A 14976-nucleotide genomic window follows, 5' to 3' on the forward strand; every position below is an offset into this window, starting at 1 on the left:
TCAACCCGAACTACGACCGCCGGCCCGGCATGGCCCGGAACTCACGGGGTATGCCCGGAACATGAGGGCGAGTTTCCGGATCGGCCGGATCGCGGGCGTGCCGGTCGGGGTCAACTGGAGCGTCCTGGTCATCTTCCTGCTGATCGCCTGGGGGCTGTCGGCCAACCAGTTTCCCCGGTCGTACCCGGACCGGCCGACCTGGGCGTACGTGCTCGCCGGGCTGAGCGCCGCGGTGGTCTTCTTCCTCGGGCTGCTGGCCCACGAGGTCTCACACGCCGTGGTGGCCAGGCGCAACGGCATCGAGGTCGGTGGGATCACCCTGTGGCTCTTCGGCGGGGTGGCCGAGCTGCGCGGGGAGGCCCGCAGCCCCGGGGCGGAGCTGCGCATCGCCGGGGTCGGGCCGCTGGTCAGCCTGATCATCGGCGTCTTCTTCGGCGGCATCGCGGTGCTGCTCGCCCTGGCCGGGGTGCACGGGCTGTGGTTGGGGGCGCTGGCCTGGCTGGCCGGCATCAACATCCTGCTGGCGGTCTTCAACGCGCTGCCGGCCGCCCCGCTGGACGGGGGCCGGCTGCTGCGCGCCGCCGTGTGGAAGGCCACCGGCGACCGGACGAGGGCGTCCGTGGTGGCGGCGCGGGCCGGCTGGATCCTCGGCGTGCTGCTGATCGGGCTGGGCCTGTGGCAGTTCCTGCGCGGCGTGGGGTTCGGCGGGCTCTGGCTGGCGCTGATCGGCTGGTTCCTGATCGGGGCCGCCGGCATGGAGGAGCGGCAGGCCCGGACGGGCAGCGCGCTGCGCGGGATGCGGGTGGCGGACGTGATGACCCCGCAGCCGCAGACCGCGTCGGCCGAGATGACCGTGGCCGACTTCGTCGACCACTACCTCTTCGCCTACCGGCACTCGGCGCTGCCGCTGACCGAGGACGGCCGGCCGGTCGGTCTGGTCACCCTCGACCGGGTACGCGGCGTCCCGGCCGACCGGCGGGCCGCGACCACGCTGGCCGAGGTGGCCTGCCGGGCCGACCAGCTCGTGCTGGCCTCCCCGGACGAGCCGCTCACCGACCTGCTCCCCCGGCTCAGCGAGTGCGCCGACGGCCGGGCGCTGGTGGTGACCGACCAGCGCCTGGTCGGCATCGTCTCGCCCAGCGACATCAGCCGTGCGGTGCAGCGCGGCAGCCTCCGCGACCAGGTGACGGCCGGCCACCACTGAGCCCTCTTGATCGTCTGCCGTGCACCGGCACCCGCTCCGGCGTGTCGCGCTCGTCAGCCGCAAACGATCAGGGGGCCGGTCAGCGGGGGAAGTGGCGGTCCAGTAGGGCTGTGCGGAACTTGCCTGCGGGGTCCAGGTCGCGCAGCAGGGCCAGGAAGTCGCCGTGCCGGGGGTACGCGGCGGCGACCGCCGCCGGGTCGAGCGTGAACACCTTTCCCCAGTGCGGTCGGGGCACGAACGGGGCCAGCCGCGCCTCCACCTCGGCCAGCACCGGGGTCACCGCGTCGGCGTCGGCGGTCCAGGTGAAGTGCACGGCGACGCTGTCCCGCCCGTACTGTGGGCTCAGCCACAGCTCGTCGGCGGCGACCGTACGCAGCTCGCAGACCTGGAGCACGGCGGCGATCCGGTCCGCCACCGGGTCGAGGGCGGCCAGCGCGTCCACCGCCGCCGCCCGGGGCAGGTGGTACTCCGACTGGAGTTCGTCGCCGCTGCTCGGGGTGAAGCCGAGCCGGAAGTGCGGCAGCCGCTCGTGCCAGGGGCCGGGCTCGCCGAGCTGGGCCGTGCAGTTGCCCGCAGGCATCCCGGGCACCGGATGCACCGGCCCGGCCGCCCCCGTGGTGCCCAGCCAGTCGGCCTCCGGCGGCGGGCCGTCGGCGAACTGCTTGCGCCACACCTGCCCGATCCGGTCCCCGCGCCAGTCGGTGAAGAGGCTGACGCTGTACGCCGAGGCGAACGCCTCGTCCAGGGCCACGCGGGGCAGGCCGAGCCGGACGTACTGCCGTATCTCGAAGGCGGGCAGCACGTCCAGGGTGACCCGGGTGACCACGCCCAGCGCGCCGAGGGCGACCACCATCCCGGCGAACCGGTCGCCGTCGGCGTCCCGGCGCACGGTCAGCAGGTCGCCGTCGGCGGTGACCAGCTCCAGGGCGGCCACGGCGGTGGCCAGGTTGCCGATCCCGACGCCCGAGCCGTGGGTGGCGGTGGCCACCGCGCCGGCCACCGAGATGTGCGGCAACGACGCCATCGTCGGCAGGGCGTACCCGGCGGCGTGCAGCCGGGTGGCCAGGTCGCCGTAGCGCACGGCGGCGGCCACCGTGACCGTGCGGCGCTCCCGGTCCACCTCGACGGTGGGCGGCAGGCCGGCCAGCGACACCAGGTCGCCGGTGGTGTCGCCGAACCGGTTGAACGAGTGCCCGGTGCCGACCGCCCGGACCCGGTCGCTGCCGGCGACCAGCCGGCGCAGCTCGTCCACTCCGGACGGGCGGTGCCGCCGGGCGGCGGCGTACCGGACGTTGCCGGCCCAGTTGCGCTCCGGCACGCCCGGTGCCCGGTAGGCGGGCCCCGCCCCGGGCACACCCACGCCCGCGCGTGGTTCCTGCTCTCCTGCGTCCACGTCGCACTCCCGTCGGTCGAGTCGCAGTCGATCGTCATCGCGCCCCGCGCTTCGCCCACTGACGCCCCGCCCGACCGCGCCGAGCGGGGCCGGCGGGCGCGCCGAGCAGGGCCGGGCGGGCGCGAGGACTCAGAGCTGCGGCATGACCTCGGCGGCGACCAGCTCGACGTGGTCCAGGTCGGCCAGGTCGAGAACCTGGAGGTAGATCCGCTCGCTGCCGATCTCGGCGTACCGGCCGATCCGGTCGACGATCTCGGCCGGGGTGCCGGCGAGGCCGTTCTCGCGCAGCTCCGCCGGCTCCCGGCCGATCACCTCGGCCCGCCGTCGTACCTCCGCCTCGTCCCGGCCGCAGCACAGCACCAGCGCGTTCGACCAGCGCATCCCGGCCGGGTCCCGGCCGATGTCGGCACAGGCGGCCCGGACCCGGTCGAACTGGGCCACCGAGTCGGCGACGGAGACGAACGGCAGGTTGAACTCGTCGGCGTAGCGGGCCGCGAGGCGGGGCGTGCGCTTCGGCCCCATGCCGCCGAGCAGGATCGGCGGGCGCGGCTGCTGCACCGGCTTGGGCAGGGCCGGTGAGCCCGTCACCGGGTAGTGCCGGCCCGCGAAGTCGAACGTCTCGCCGGCCGGCGTCTCCCAGAGCCCGGTGACGACGGCGAGTTGCTCCTCCAGCCGGTCGAACCGTTCGCCCACCGAGGGGAACGGGATGCCGTACGCGGTGTGCTCGTCGGCGAACCAGCCGGCCCCGATGCCCAGCTCCACCCGGCCGCCGCTCATCTGGTCGACCTGGGCGACGCTGATCGCCAGCGGGCCGGGCAGCCGGAACGTGGCCGCCGTCATCAGGGTGCCGAGCCGGATCCGGGAGGTCTCCCGGGCCAGTCCGGCCAGCGTGGTCCAGGCGTCCGTCGGGCCCGGTTCGCCGCTGACCGCGCCCATCTTCAGGTAGTGGTCGGACCGGAAGAACGCGCCGTAGCCGGCGTCCTCGGCGCAGCGGGCCACGGCGAGCAACTGGTCGTAGCTGGCCCCCTGCTGGGGTTCGGTGAAGATCCGCAGTTCCATGCCCCGAGCATAGGGAGCCCGTCGGGCTCCCGCCGCGAAAGGAAGGCCCCGGGGCGCAGCCGGCCCTGCCGGGGCGTACCGGTCAGGGTTGGCCGAGGCCTGCCTCGCGGGCCCGCTGGATCGCCTGGCTGCGGTCGGCGACCTGAAGCTTGCCGAGCACGTTGGACAGGTGGTTGCGGACGGTCTTCGGGCTCAGCGTCAGCCGGCGGGCGATCACCACGTTGCTCAGCCCCTGCGCGACGAGGTCCAGCACCTCGCGTTCCCGGTCGGTCAGCTCGGGGAACGGCGCCGGCCCGCCGGCCCGCCCGCCCGCGAGGAAGCCGATCGCCCGGCTGGCGATCACCGGCCCGAGCAGCACCTCGCCGTTGGCGACCGCGCGGATGGCCCGTTCCACCTCGCCCGGCGCGGCACCCTTGAGCAGGTACCCCCGCGCCCCGGCGCGCAGCGCGGCGAACACCGAGTCGTCGTCGTCCAGCATCGTCACCACCAGCACCCCGATCCCCGGGTGCCGGGCGACGATCTCCCGGGTGGCCTCCACACCGGACCGCCCGCCGAGGTGCAGGTCCATGATGATCACTTCGGGCCGGGTGCGGTCGGCGAGCCGAACCGCCTCGTCGGCGTCCGCGGCCTCGCCGACCACCTCCAGTCCCGGCGTGGACGCCAGCAGCGCCGTCATGCCGAGCCGGAACACGGGATGGTCGTCGACCACCGCCAGCCGGATCACCGCCGCGCCACCGACCGCCGCACCGTCACCGGTCACCGCCGCACCGCCAGGGCTCGTCCCGCCACCGTCCACCGCACCGTCACCGGTCACCGCCGCACCGCCAGGGCTCGTCCCGTCCGCGTCCCCGGCACCGTACCGGCCTCCGCCGGCGCCCCCCACGGCTGCCGCTGGCCCGTCGACGGCTCGGCCGGGGCGGGGTCGGCGGCCGACGGCTCCGGGTCGGGGTCGACCGGGGCCCACCCGCGCTGGGCGGGGACGGCCGGCGGCCGGTCGCCGTCGGCCGGCGGCAGGCGATCGACGGGCACCCGGACGATGACCTCGGTGCCGCCGTCGGGCGCCGGGCCGATCACGCACACCCCGCCGATGCCCTCGGCCCGCTCCCGCATGGAGAGCATGCCGACCCCGGCCGGCGTGCCGACCACGACGCCCCGGCCCGGGTCGGTCACCCGGACGGTGAGCCCGTCCGGATCCCGCTCGACCGCCACCCGGCAGGTCGGTGCGCCGGAGTGCCGTTGGGCGTTACGGACCGCCTCGGAGACGATCCCGTACACGGCGGTGGCGACCGGCTCGGGCAGCGGCAGCGGCAGCGCCTCGACCAGCACGGTCAGCCCCGAGCCGTCGTACCGTTGGGCCAGCTCGTGCAGGGCGGGGACCAGGCCGCGCTCGCCGAGGACCGGCGGCAGCAGCCCCCGGGCCAGGTCGCGGACCTGCTCGACCCGTTGGTCCGTCTCGTCGCGCAGCCGGTCCAGCAGCCGTCCGGCCGCGCCCGGATCGACGCCCAGCAGGTTGCGGGCCGCCTGGAGGCCGAGCGCCACCCCGGCCAGGGCGGGACCGAGCCCGTCATGCAGGTCCCGGCGCAGCTTGCGGCGTTCCGAGTCGCGGGCCTCGGCCAGCCGGGCCCGGGAGGTGACCAACGCCCGGCTGGTCGCGGCGAGGCTGGCCGCCGAGGCGACCACCGGCACCAGATCGACCAGCGCCGAGCGGGTACGCCCGTCCAGCCGCTCACCGGCCCGGGCCCACGCGGTCAGCCGCCCCACCTCCCGCTCGCCCCGGCGCAGCGGCAGCACCAGCGGCTCCCCCACCGGCCCGGCGGACGCGCAGTGGGCGGTGCACGGGTCCGGGCCGTCCACCTCGATGCCGCAGGCGCCCAACCGCAGCGACTCGGTGAGACTCCGCGCCACCCCGGTCAGCACGTCGGTCGGGTCCGCGCTCGCGCTGATCCGGTCGCCGACGCCCCGGACCACACCGATCGGTTCCGCCGCCGCGCCGTGGATCAGCCGGTCCACCCGCCGCTGCACCCACCACCGGCCCGGCTGCACGGCGGCCGCGACCAGGGCGGTGACCAGCACCCCGGGGACCGCCCGGCTGGCCGGGAGCAGCGCGTCCAGCGTGGTCACCCCGACGACGTACGCGGCGACCAGCAGGAAGGTCAGCAGGAACCAGACCAGCGTACGGCGGACCGCGATCTCGATCCCCCACAGCCGCTGCCGCAGCACCACGGCCAGCACGGCGGCCGGGAAGAACGCCTGCGCGGCCAGCATGGCGGTCGGCGGCAGCCCTTCCGGCACCGCGCCCGCCCAGTCGTCGGGCAGCGCTATCGGGGCGAAGCTCACCGCCAGCAGCACCGTGCCGACCGCGAGCCAGCCCAGGCCGACCCGCTCGGCGGGCGGCGAGACCCGCCGCCGCCACAGCAGCCCGGCGGCGGCGACGAGCCCGAGCAGCGGCACCAGGGCCGTGAGCACGGGCTGCACCCGGGTGACGAACTCGGCCCAGTCCGCGCTGCGGATCGCCAACGGCGCCCCGGACGGGGCACCGCCCAGCCCGGGGAAGGTCAGCTGGAACAGCTCGGTCGCGGCGACCACCGCGACGCCGGCCGCCACCGCCAACCGGGGGCCCAGCGTGAGCCGGCTCTCCCGGACCAGCCAGGGCAGCACCACGATCAGGGACAGCATCCCCGGCACCCAGCCCCAGTGCCGGGCCGAGGTCAGCAGCGTGACCTCGGGCAGCTCGGGATACACCCGGCGCAGGTCGAGGTACTGGGCACCCAGGGCAGCGATCCCCCCACCGACCCCGGTGACCGCCAGCAGCCAGGCCACCGGGTGACTGCGGCGCAGCAGGATCAGCCATCCGGTCGTGCCGTACACCGCGCAGTCGGTGTAGTCGACGAGGAAGTAGAGCTGGGACAGCCCCCACGGGTGGCGGGCGAGCGCCCAGCAGAGCGTCGTGGCGGCGAGCAGCAGCACGCAGCCGACCAGCACCGTCCAGGCGGCGACCGGGCGGCCGGGGTCGTCACCGGCGTTCGGGACGGTCAGCGCGCGCGGCGCCGGGTCGACCAGCATGGCGTGATCCTGTCAGTCGGAGCGGCGGTTGCCGAGATCCCGGCGCTGCGCGACGGGTGTCGGTCCGGCGACAGTCGCGCGGGGCCCGGCCGGGACGGGGTACGGCCACGGGTGGGACACGGGCGCCTCCCGACGGGACGTGGTCGTCGATGGGGCCGGCGGGTCGGGGTGCGGCCGACACCGCCGGTCCACCGAGCGTGCCGGTCCCGGCGTCCCGGCCGCATGTGCGCACCGTCCCGGCCACCCGGGAGCTTTCGCCGGGCAGCGGTGCCCGGCGGGCCGGTACCACCGTCCCTTTCCGCCGGGACGCCGGGCCGTCCAACGTCTGAGCCGCGGATGCCGCAGGCCGGCGCCGCGAGTCCGACGGCGCCGGGAGGCGCCGCGACGCCCGGGGCGAGCAGGAGGCAACCATGGACGAAGAGCACCGGACCCGACTGACAGGTGCGGTACGGGAGCTGACGCCGGAGCTGAGCCGGCGGGCCGAGGAGATCGAGGCCGCCCGGGAGCTGCCCGCCGATCTGCTCGACGGACTCCGGGCCGCCGGCTGCTTCCGGATGTTCGTGCCGCGCAGCCACGGCGGGTACGAGGCGGACCCGCACACCGGGCTGGCGGTGCTGGAGGAGTTGGCCCGCGCCGACGGCTCCACCGGCTGGACGGTGATGATCGGCGCGGAGACGCCGCACCTGCTGGCGCTGCTGCCCCGGGACCGGTTCGACAAGCTCTACGCGTCGGGCCCGGACGTCGTGGTGGCCGGCGGTTTCGCCCCGCAGGGACGGGCCGAGCTGGCCGACGGCGGATTCCAGGTCACCGGGCGGTGGGGGTTCGCCAGCGGCTCCCGGCACGCCGACTGGATCTTCGGCAACTGTGTGCTCACCGGGGACGGCCAGCCGCTGCCCGGCCCGAACGGCCAGCCCGTGGAGATACGTTCGATGCTGCTGCCCGCCGGCGCGGTGACGGTGCAGGACACCTGGCACACGTTGGGGTTGCGCGGCACCGGCAGCCATGACGTGCTGATGGAGTCGGTGTTCTGCCCGGTGGAGCAGAGCTTCGACCTGTTCACCGGTACCCCGTGTGTCCCGGGGCCCGGGTTCCTCGCGCCGCTGGCGCAGTTCGTCCTGCACCTGGGCGCGGTGGCCGTCGGGATCGCCCAGGGTGCCCTGGACGACACCGTGGCGCTGCTCGGCGGCGGCCGGCAACGGCTGTACGCGCGGCAGTCGCTGGCCGACTCGCCGGCCTTCCGGGTGCAGCTCGGCCGGGCCGATCTGAACGTCCGGGCGGCCCGGGCGCTGCTGCGGTCGCTGGCCCACGACCTGTTCCGGGCGGCCGGCGCGGAGGACCCGGCCGCGGTCGAGGCGCTGCGCCCGCAGATCTCCGCCAGCCTGCCCTGGGTGACCGAGGTCGCCACCGCCGCCGTGGACACCTGCTACCGGGCGGGCGGGGGCGGCGCGGCCCGCGACTCCTCCCCGGTGCAGCGCCGCTTCCGGGACATCCACACCTTCGCCCAGCACGCGGCGGCGGCGGAGGGCTGGCTGGGCAACAACGGCGCCCACCTGCTCGGCCGGCCGGTCGAGCTGGCGTACTAGGTGGCGCTTCGTGGGATCGGCGTGCCGTGCGGTGGGCATTTCGGTGTCGGACCCGCTCGGGCGGGACCCCAACCGTACGGGTGAGGCCCCGCCGGAACCGGGCCGTGGCGGAGAGCGCCGGTGAGCTAATGGGTACGTGACAGTCCTAGCGATCATCGCCGGCGGTGGCATCGGCGCCACCCTGCGGTACCTCCTGGGGCTCGGCCTCGCCCCGTCCACGCCACCGGACTTTCCCTGGGTCACCTTTGTGATCAACATGGTGGGCGCCTTCGCCCTCGGCGCCGTGATGACGCTGCTCGCGGCGCACCGGCTGCCGGGGCCGTGGGGCAAGCCCTTCCTCTCGACCGGTGTCATCGGCGGCTTCACGACCTGGTCGCACTTCATCGTCGAGGCCGATCAACTGATCGGGGCGCGGCGCAGTGGGGTTGGCATCGCCTACCTCGTCGTGTCCATCTTCGGTGGAGTGATCGCCGCGGCGCTCGGCGCTCGCCTCGCGGAACTCCGGGTGGGGCATCCGACGGGCAGGGGTGCGTGATGTGGGTGGGCATCGGGGTGTTCCTGGCCGGCGGGCTCGGGGCGCTGAGCCGCGCCGGCGTCGACGCGCTGGTGAAACCCTGGTGGAAGGCGCGGGTGACCGGGTCCAGCAGGGCCTTCCCGGCGAGCACCTTCCTGATCAACGTCTCCGGTGCCTTTGTGCTCGGCGTCGTCACCGGCTATGCCGCGAAGAACGTCGCCGCTGGGGCGCAGGACTTCGCCGCGATCGTCGGGGTCGGCTTCCTCGGCGCCTACACCACCTTCTCCACCGAGGAGTGGCACACGCTGGGACTGCTGCGCAAGAACGCCGCCGTCGAGGCCTTCAACGTGCTCGGCAGCCTCGGCGCGAGCCTTGTGCTGGCCGCGTTCGGCCTGTGGCTCGGCGGTCTGCTCCATTAGCTGGTCGGCGCGGGTCGGCCCGCCCGGTCGATCACCTCCTCCGGCGTCAGCGGCGCCTTGGGGTGATGGGTCAGGCACAGCGGGGTGTCGACCTTGACGAACGGGAAGCCCTCGCCCGCGACGTAGAACTGGCCGCTGCTCAACAGCCCGATGTCGGGCAGCCGGCCACCCTTGGCCTCGGCGAGTTGCCGCGCCGCGTCGATCTGCGCCGGGGCGTTGAGCAGACCGAAGAACTGGGTGGTGGCGTTGCCCGAGATCCGGTTGTGCAGGCCCTTGGGGGCCTGGGTGGCGAAGACCAGCCCGAGGCCGTACTTGCGGGCCTGCGAGGCCAGCGCGATCGTGCTGGCCGTGCAGGCGGTGTTCCCGGTCGACGGGGCGAGGGTCTGCGCCTCGTCCATGACGAACAGGCCACCGAGCGGCCGGTCCCCGGCGGGATGCCGCCGCACCCAGGCGAACAGCGCCATCTGCAACTGGTTGACGAAGCTCTGCCGCTCCTGGTCGGAGGTGAGCCCGACGAAGCTGACCACCGACACCCGGGCCCGCCGGCCGGGCGTCGGGGTGAGCAGCAGCCCGGGATCGGCCGGGGCGCCCGTGCCGCCGAAGAGCGGGTCGGTGACCATCGCCGCCTTGAGCGCCTCGGCCAGTTCCAGGGCCAGCTTGTCGGCCCGGGCCAGCCGGCTCACCCCGTCGGGCAGGTCGGCGAGGAACTCGGTGAAGCCGGGCAGGCCCACCATGCCGCTCCTCGCGTACGCCAGCAGCGCCTCCGTCAGCACGGCCTTGCCCTGCTGGGCGAGCCGGGTGGGTCGGTCCACCCCGGCCCGGGGCGCGAGGGCCTCCACCGCCGAGCGGATGGCCTGGTCGAACTCGTCCGGCGAGTCCCGCACGGGGCTGAAGTCCGGCAGTGGCTGGAAGCTCAACGGCCGCCCGGCCTTGACCCGGGGAGTCCAGACGACGACCTCCGTGTGGTCGAGGTAGTCCCGGGCCCGCTCGTCGTCGCCCGGCTCCCAGCCGACCGGCGGCTGCGGCCACGCGTCCCCCAGCCGGGCCAGGTCGTTGTTCGGGTCCAGCACGATCGAGGACACGCCCTGCCGGGCGCACTCCTCGACCAGCCGCCGGATCAGCACCGTCTTGCCCGACCCGGAGCCGGCGAAGACCACGGCGTGCCGGCGCAGCGACTCCAGGCCCACCTGGAACGGTCGCCGCCCGTCCGTGGTGTGCCCCAGCCGGACCGTCGCCGGGTCCGGCCCGTCGGGGGCTGCCGGCACCAGGCCGTCGACGGCCCCGGAAGCCGGCGTCGCCGGCTCGGCCGACCCGGAGGCGGTCGGGGTGGAGGCGGCCGGCCCGGAGGCGGCCGGCCCGGAGGCGGCCGGGGTGGAGGCAGCCGGGGTGGAGGCGGCCGGGGTGGAGGCAGCCGGGGTGGAGGCGGCCGACCCGGAGATGGCCGGCCCGGGGGCGGCCGGCACAGGGGTGGCCGGGGCGGGGGCGCCGAGCACCGCACGGAACAGGGCGGTGCCGCTCGCCGGCCGGCGGGCGAGCAGCCACTCCTGGTACACCGCGTCCGGCTCGCGGGCCAGCTCGCGCAGCGCGGCGAACACCCGCAGGTCGGCCTCCGCCACGACGCACCGGACCCCGCCGGCGGCATCGAACTCCGCCAGCACTTGGGCGGTACGCGGACCGGTCGGCCAGGGGCCGTTGCGCAGGAGCACCAGTCGCCGCTGCGGGTACTGCCGGTCCAGGCCGGCCATCGTGCAGGCCGCCCGGACCCGGGCGATCGTGGCGATCGCGTTCGGGTGGGCGAGGCCGCGGAAGCACCAGTGCGCCTCGTTCTCGGTGGCCTCGTCCAGCACCTCGATGAGGCGACCGTGCAGCGCCGGCTTGCGGCCCGGCGGCGGGTCGTGCTTGTACGTGGCCCCCGTCGGGGCCTGCTCGGCGATCCACGCGGCGAGCCCGGCGGCGAGCAGCGGCGGCAGGTGCTCGTCCTCCGTGCGGTGCTCCAACGCGGGCCCGACCTCGGCCGCCGCCACCAGCCGGGCGAACCGCTCGTCCAGCGGACGCAGGTCCGCCGTCCCGGCCAGCCCGGGCGGCGGGACGACCGGGGGGTCCCCGCCGTCGACGAGCCGGTCGAGCAGGAACACCTCGTCGGCGTCGCGACACCGGGCGACGTGCCGGTCCACCCGGCGCAGCAGGGCCCGCGGGGTGAGGTTCGGGGCGTCGGCGAAGGCGTCGGGGCTGACCGGCCACGTCGGGTGGGGCGGGAAGAACCGCCGCTCGGTGAACACGGCCGCGAGCCGCTTCGCCACGATCGCCCGCCCGATCTGCGGCGTCGGGATCCGGTCGGGCAGCAGGGACACCCGGAACCGGTCCGCCACGGAGGTCGGCGCGCTACGGGTCAGCAGCTCCCAGGTGTCCGGCAGGCAGGACACCACGAGCAGCGTCCGGCGGGTGACGTCGCGCAGGGTCAGCAGGCCGTCGGCGATCGGCCCGAACGCGGTCGCGTGGGCGTCGTCCAGCTCCGCGCGCGGGTCGAACATGGACGTGCTGGTCTGGGCGAGAAGCGTGTCGAGCTGGTCGACGGCGATCACCGTCGGGTCCAGCGTCAGCGCCATCAGCCGGGAGATGTCCTGGACGACCTGCTGCGGAGGGCGTACGCCGTGGGTGAGCCCCCACTCCGCCCGGCGCGCCGGGTCGCCGGGCTCGCTGATCAGGTGGGCGTAGCCGACGTCCTGGTCGTCGAACTCGCGGGAGCCGTGCAGCACGAGGGCCCGGGCGGTGTCCTGGCATTCCCGGCCCACCTCCCGGTGCAAGGTGCGCAGGGCCCGGACGAAGGTGTCCAGGTGCTCGCGGGTGAGCGGCTCGGCGCCGGACACCGCGTCCCGGACCTCGGCGGGGAGGCCGAGCTGCGAGGTGAGCCGGCGCAGGAACTTGCGCAGCTGCGTGTCCCAGCCGCCCGACTCCCGGCCCATTCCCTCGACCATCGCCAGCGCGACGCTCGACCAGAAGGTCCGGCCGCTGACCATGTTGACCAGGAAGAAGTAGCCGCCGTCCTGCTGGATGCGTTCCCGGACCGCGCCGAGCAGGTGGGTCTTGCCGGAGCCGGCCCGCCCCTGCATGGCCACCCCGAGGGGTCGGCTGGTGTCGTCGGTGCGGGCCCGGGCCACCCCGCGCAGGATCTCGGCGACCACCCGCTCGTGCAGCTCGGGCACGTCGTACGGGGAGGGCCGCCACACGTCGTCGGGGGTGACCGCCGGGTGGAAGGTCAACGCCTCCAGCGCCGCGCGCTCGTCGTCAGGAATCATGCCGCCCCGATCGACAGGGTGTGGTTGTCCTCGTCGCCGATGCGTACCGCCGCCGCCCGGTCCCGCGCGGTCAGCGACTTGCTGTTGGCGACCGGGATGATCCGTACGCCGTCCTGCCGCACCAGTGCCCGCAGCGCGGCGTCCACCGCCGCGCGGTCGGTGCCGTCGAGGTGGTCGCGCAGGTCGGCGAGGCCGACCCAGGCGCCGGGCGTCGCGGCCAGCTCCCGGTACGCGGCCCGGACCAGCTCCGCGACGTCCCCGCCGGCGGTGGCGGCCGCCGGGGGCGCGTCCCCGGCGGTCGCCGGCGGCCCGGCCGGGTCGGCGGCGGTCTGCTTGAAGAAGTCGGCGTGGCTGATTCGCAGCCGGTCCAGCCCCCGGTGCAGGTTTCCGAGCAGGGTGAACAGGGAGCGGCTGGCCGAGCGTCCCGCCCTGGGCGGGGCACCGGTGTGCAGTTGGCGCATCACCCGCCAGCCCTCATCCGTCAGCTCGTGCGAGAGCATGCGGCGGCTGCGGTCGGTCTCGACCAGGCCCAGCTCCACCAGCTTCTTGTTGTCCTTGCCGGTGAGCGCGAACCCGGCCAGGTCCCGCAGCTCGGCATTGGTCAGCTTCCGGGCCTCCACCATCAGCACGACGAGCGCTTGGATCTGGTTGGGGGTCAGGCTCGGCAGGTCCGGGGTGCTGCTCGACATGGTGCCTCTTTTTCCTGTCAGGGGTGCGCGCCGGCCGCGCGTCGTCGGGCCAGCAGGTCCCGGATGCTCCGGATGACGGCCTGGACGTCGGTCAGCACCTGTTCGTTGGTGAACCGGAGCACGTCGAGCCCCAGAAGCTGGAGCTGTACGTCGCGCCGCCGGTCGTCGGCGAACATAATGGCTCCCCGATGCTCCGGGCCGTCCACCTCGACCGCAAGCCCTTCGACCGTCCAGAGCAGATCCAGGCGGTACGGCCGACCCAGTGGATGCCATTCGTAGGTGTGGTTCCACCGCCGGCCACGGGCCCAGTCGTGCGGGGCGAGGGCACGCTCCAGGGCCTGTTCGGCGGCGCTGTCCGGCCGGGGCGCCCCGGCCAGCGGCGGGTACGCCAGGCCCACCCCACCCGGGCCGGCGGGGCTGTCGGAAACCCGACCGATGCCCCCGGTCAGCTCGGCGAGGTGTGTCGGGAGCCGGAGCGGAACCGGTCGGACCCGGTCGCCTCCGTGCGGGAGCGGGCCGACCAGCCACACCGCGCACCGGCCGTGCTGGACGAGCCACTCGGCCGCCGCCACGAGCGCCCGCTCGTCCTCGGGACCGGCCCCCTCCGGCGGCTCGGCCACCAGCACGCAGGACTTCCGGTCGTACGCGTCGGCGAGCACCCGGGCGAGGCCGGCGGCCCGTACCTCGGCGGGAAAGCGCGACGGGCGTGTACGCCGTCGGTCCCCGCCGGGGCCCTGCGGACCGCTCCCGCCCGGCTGTCCCAGGGCCCGCTCGGCCAGGTCGGCGAGGAACGGCCCGAAGTGGTCGGAGCGGGCCGCGACCCGGGTGGCGAGTTCCCGGACGGCCGCGCGGCCGAGCGGACCGCCACCGTCGAGCCGGGCCGCGCCGGGCAGCCAGCGGGGAAACAACGCCCTGGCGGCGTCCTCCAGCTCGTCGAGGAGGACGGTGACCAGGCCGGCGAGGGAAAGGCCCCGCGCCGGCCGGTAGGCGACCACCGCCGGCGCGGACGGCGGCAGCGGGTCGAGGGCCAACCGGAGCAGCTCGGGGTCGACGCCCGCGAGGTGGCTGACGCGAAGCGGCGGGACAGCCGTCCACCACTCCGGACCGGCCCCGCTGCGCATGGCCACGCACGCTACCGAGCCGGCGGCACGGGCGCTGCCCCGTCCTCGCCGGGCACGCGGCCGTACGCCGTGGCCGGGGAGACCAGGCTGACCGACCGGCGCGCACCTACGACAGGTTCGACGCGGCGACCGGCGCGGATCAGCTTCCGCCGGCACGCCGCCGACGCAGCACGTGGGCGACCGCGCTGACCACGGTCGTGCCGGCCGCCATCCCGACCAGGATCAGGACCGCCCCGACCGCCCACAGGCCCGAGTCGTCGCTCGTCGCCGCCCGCCACGCCCAGGCGACGGTGAAGGCCACCGTCATGACCGGCGCCACCAGCCAGGGGCGGAGCGTCCAGCCGCCGACGGCGGCGACCAGCGCCAGGGACAGGACGCACCCGACGACCTGCCACCCGTCGTACGGGCCGCTGACCGAGTCGGTCACCGGGTCGACCGTGTACTCGGTGTCCCAGCCGAGCCAGGCCCACCAGACTGCGACCGTCGCCACCGCGAGGACGGACCCACCGAGCAGAGCACGCGTACGCGTCGAGGTATGCACGACAGGATCCTCCCGCTGCCGACCCGCACGACGGACAAGCCCCCGCCGCCGTCTCGCTCGCGCTGATGGAGGGCCGTGTGCAGCGGTTTGACTC

General features: G+C 75.5%; 12 protein-coding genes. 4 read left to right on the forward strand and 8 right to left on the reverse strand.

Annotation, left to right across the window (positions count from 1 at the left end; genetic code table 11):
• Positions 1-61 precede the first annotated feature (61 nt).
• Complete coding sequence (locus ACFYZF_RS25135; RefSeq protein WP_387024706.1) at positions 62-1204, forward strand: site-2 protease family protein; 1143 nt, start codon at positions 62-64, stop codon at positions 1202-1204.
• Positions 1205-1283: 79 nt separating this feature from the next.
• Here the strand turns inward: ACFYZF_RS25135 and ACFYZF_RS25140 are convergent, their stop codons facing one another.
• The 4 genes from ACFYZF_RS25140 to ACFYZF_RS25155 form a co-directional block, all read right to left on the reverse strand.
• A complete protein-coding gene (locus ACFYZF_RS25140) occupies positions 1284-2522 on the reverse strand; it encodes an FAD-binding protein (protein ID WP_387024814.1) in 1239 nt (412 codons plus the stop codon).
• A gap of 204 nt (positions 2523-2726) precedes the next feature.
• On the reverse strand, positions 2727-3656 hold the full coding sequence (locus ACFYZF_RS25145) for an LLM class F420-dependent oxidoreductase (RefSeq protein WP_387024708.1): 930 nt from the start codon (positions 3654-3656) through the stop codon (positions 2727-2729).
• Between the two features lie 82 nt (positions 3657-3738).
• Entirely contained in the window at positions 3739-4470 is a 732-nt protein-coding gene (locus tag ACFYZF_RS25150; protein WP_387024710.1) for a response regulator, read from the reverse strand.
• Positions 4467-6719: a sensor histidine kinase gene (locus tag ACFYZF_RS25155; RefSeq protein ID WP_387024712.1), complete on the reverse strand. Its 2253-nt coding sequence runs from the start codon at positions 6717-6719 to the stop codon at positions 4467-4469. The genes ACFYZF_RS25150 and ACFYZF_RS25155 overlap by 4 nt, the downstream gene beginning before the upstream one ends.
• Positions 6720-7129: 410 nt before the next feature.
• Here ACFYZF_RS25155 and ACFYZF_RS25160 point away from each other — a divergent pair, with 410 nt between their 5' ends.
• The 3 genes from ACFYZF_RS25160 to ACFYZF_RS25170 all read left to right on the forward strand — a co-directional run bounded on the left by ACFYZF_RS25160 (position 7130) and on the right by ACFYZF_RS25170 (position 9235).
• Positions 7130-8302 (forward strand): acyl-CoA dehydrogenase family protein, encoded by a 1173-nt coding sequence (locus tag ACFYZF_RS25160; RefSeq protein ID WP_387024714.1) that lies wholly within the window; start codon positions 7130-7132, stop codon positions 8300-8302.
• Positions 8303-8438: 136 nt separating this feature from the next.
• Entirely contained in the window at positions 8439-8837 is a 399-nt protein-coding gene (locus ACFYZF_RS25165; protein ID WP_387024716.1) for a fluoride efflux transporter FluC, read from the forward strand.
• Positions 8837-9235: a fluoride efflux transporter FluC gene (locus tag ACFYZF_RS25170; RefSeq protein ID WP_387024718.1), complete on the forward strand. Its 399-nt coding sequence runs from the start codon at positions 8837-8839 to the stop codon at positions 9233-9235. The genes ACFYZF_RS25165 and ACFYZF_RS25170 overlap by 1 nt, the downstream gene beginning before the upstream one ends.
• On the opposite strand, the gene ACFYZF_RS25175 is transcribed toward ACFYZF_RS25170, so the two are convergent.
• From ACFYZF_RS25175 to ACFYZF_RS25190, 4 genes are all read right to left on the reverse strand, one after another.
• Positions 9232-12531 (reverse strand): helicase HerA domain-containing protein, encoded by a 3300-nt coding sequence (locus ACFYZF_RS25175; RefSeq protein WP_387024720.1) that lies wholly within the window; start codon positions 12529-12531, stop codon positions 9232-9234. The genes ACFYZF_RS25170 and ACFYZF_RS25175 overlap by 4 nt on opposite strands.
• Positions 12528-13220, reverse strand: coding sequence for a hypothetical protein (locus ACFYZF_RS25180; protein WP_387024722.1), 693 nt, complete (start codon positions 13218-13220; stop codon positions 12528-12530). Before ACFYZF_RS25180 ends, ACFYZF_RS25175 begins: the two co-directional genes overlap by 4 nt.
• Positions 13221-13237: 17 nt before the next feature.
• Positions 13238-14341: an endonuclease domain-containing protein gene (locus ACFYZF_RS25185; RefSeq protein WP_387024724.1), complete on the reverse strand. Its 1104-nt coding sequence runs from the start codon at positions 14339-14341 to the stop codon at positions 13238-13240.
• Positions 14342-14480: 139 nt separating this feature from the next.
• Positions 14481-14882, reverse strand: a complete 402-nt coding sequence (locus tag ACFYZF_RS25190) for a hypothetical protein (protein WP_387024726.1) — start codon at positions 14880-14882, stop codon at positions 14481-14483.
• Between the last annotated feature and the right edge of the window lie 94 nt (positions 14883-14976).

It is taken from the genome of Micromonospora sp. NPDC001898, from assembly GCF_042891255.1.
Lineage (GTDB): Bacteria > Actinomycetota > Actinomycetes > Mycobacteriales > Micromonosporaceae > Micromonospora.

Bases quoted from the DNA above. Each gene is read 5' to 3' on its own strand.
- ACFYZF_RS25135 (WP_387024706.1), top strand. From the start codon at position 62: ATGAGGGCGAGTTTCCGGATCGGCCGGATCGCGGGCGTGCCGGTCGGG.
- ACFYZF_RS25145 (WP_387024708.1), bottom strand. From the start codon at position 3,656: ATGGAACTGCGGATCTTCACCGAACCCCAGCAGGGGGCCAGCTACGAC.
- ACFYZF_RS25155 (WP_387024712.1), bottom strand. From the start codon at position 6,719: ATGCTGGTCGACCCGGCGCCGCGCGCGCTGACCGTCCCGAACGCCGGT.
- ACFYZF_RS25160 (WP_387024714.1), top strand. From the start codon at position 7,130: ATGGACGAAGAGCACCGGACCCGACTGACAGGTGCGGTACGGGAGCTG.
- ACFYZF_RS25170 (WP_387024718.1), top strand. From the start codon at position 8,837: ATGTGGGTGGGCATCGGGGTGTTCCTGGCCGGCGGGCTCGGGGCGCTG.
- ACFYZF_RS25175 (WP_387024720.1), bottom strand. From the start codon at position 12,531: ATGATTCCTGACGACGAGCGCGCGGCGCTGGAGGCGTTGACCTTCCAC.
- ACFYZF_RS25180 (WP_387024722.1), bottom strand. From the start codon at position 13,220: ATGTCGAGCAGCACCCCGGACCTGCCGAGCCTGACCCCCAACCAGATC.
- ACFYZF_RS25185 (WP_387024724.1), bottom strand. From the start codon at position 14,341: ATGCGCAGCGGGGCCGGTCCGGAGTGGTGGACGGCTGTCCCGCCGCTT.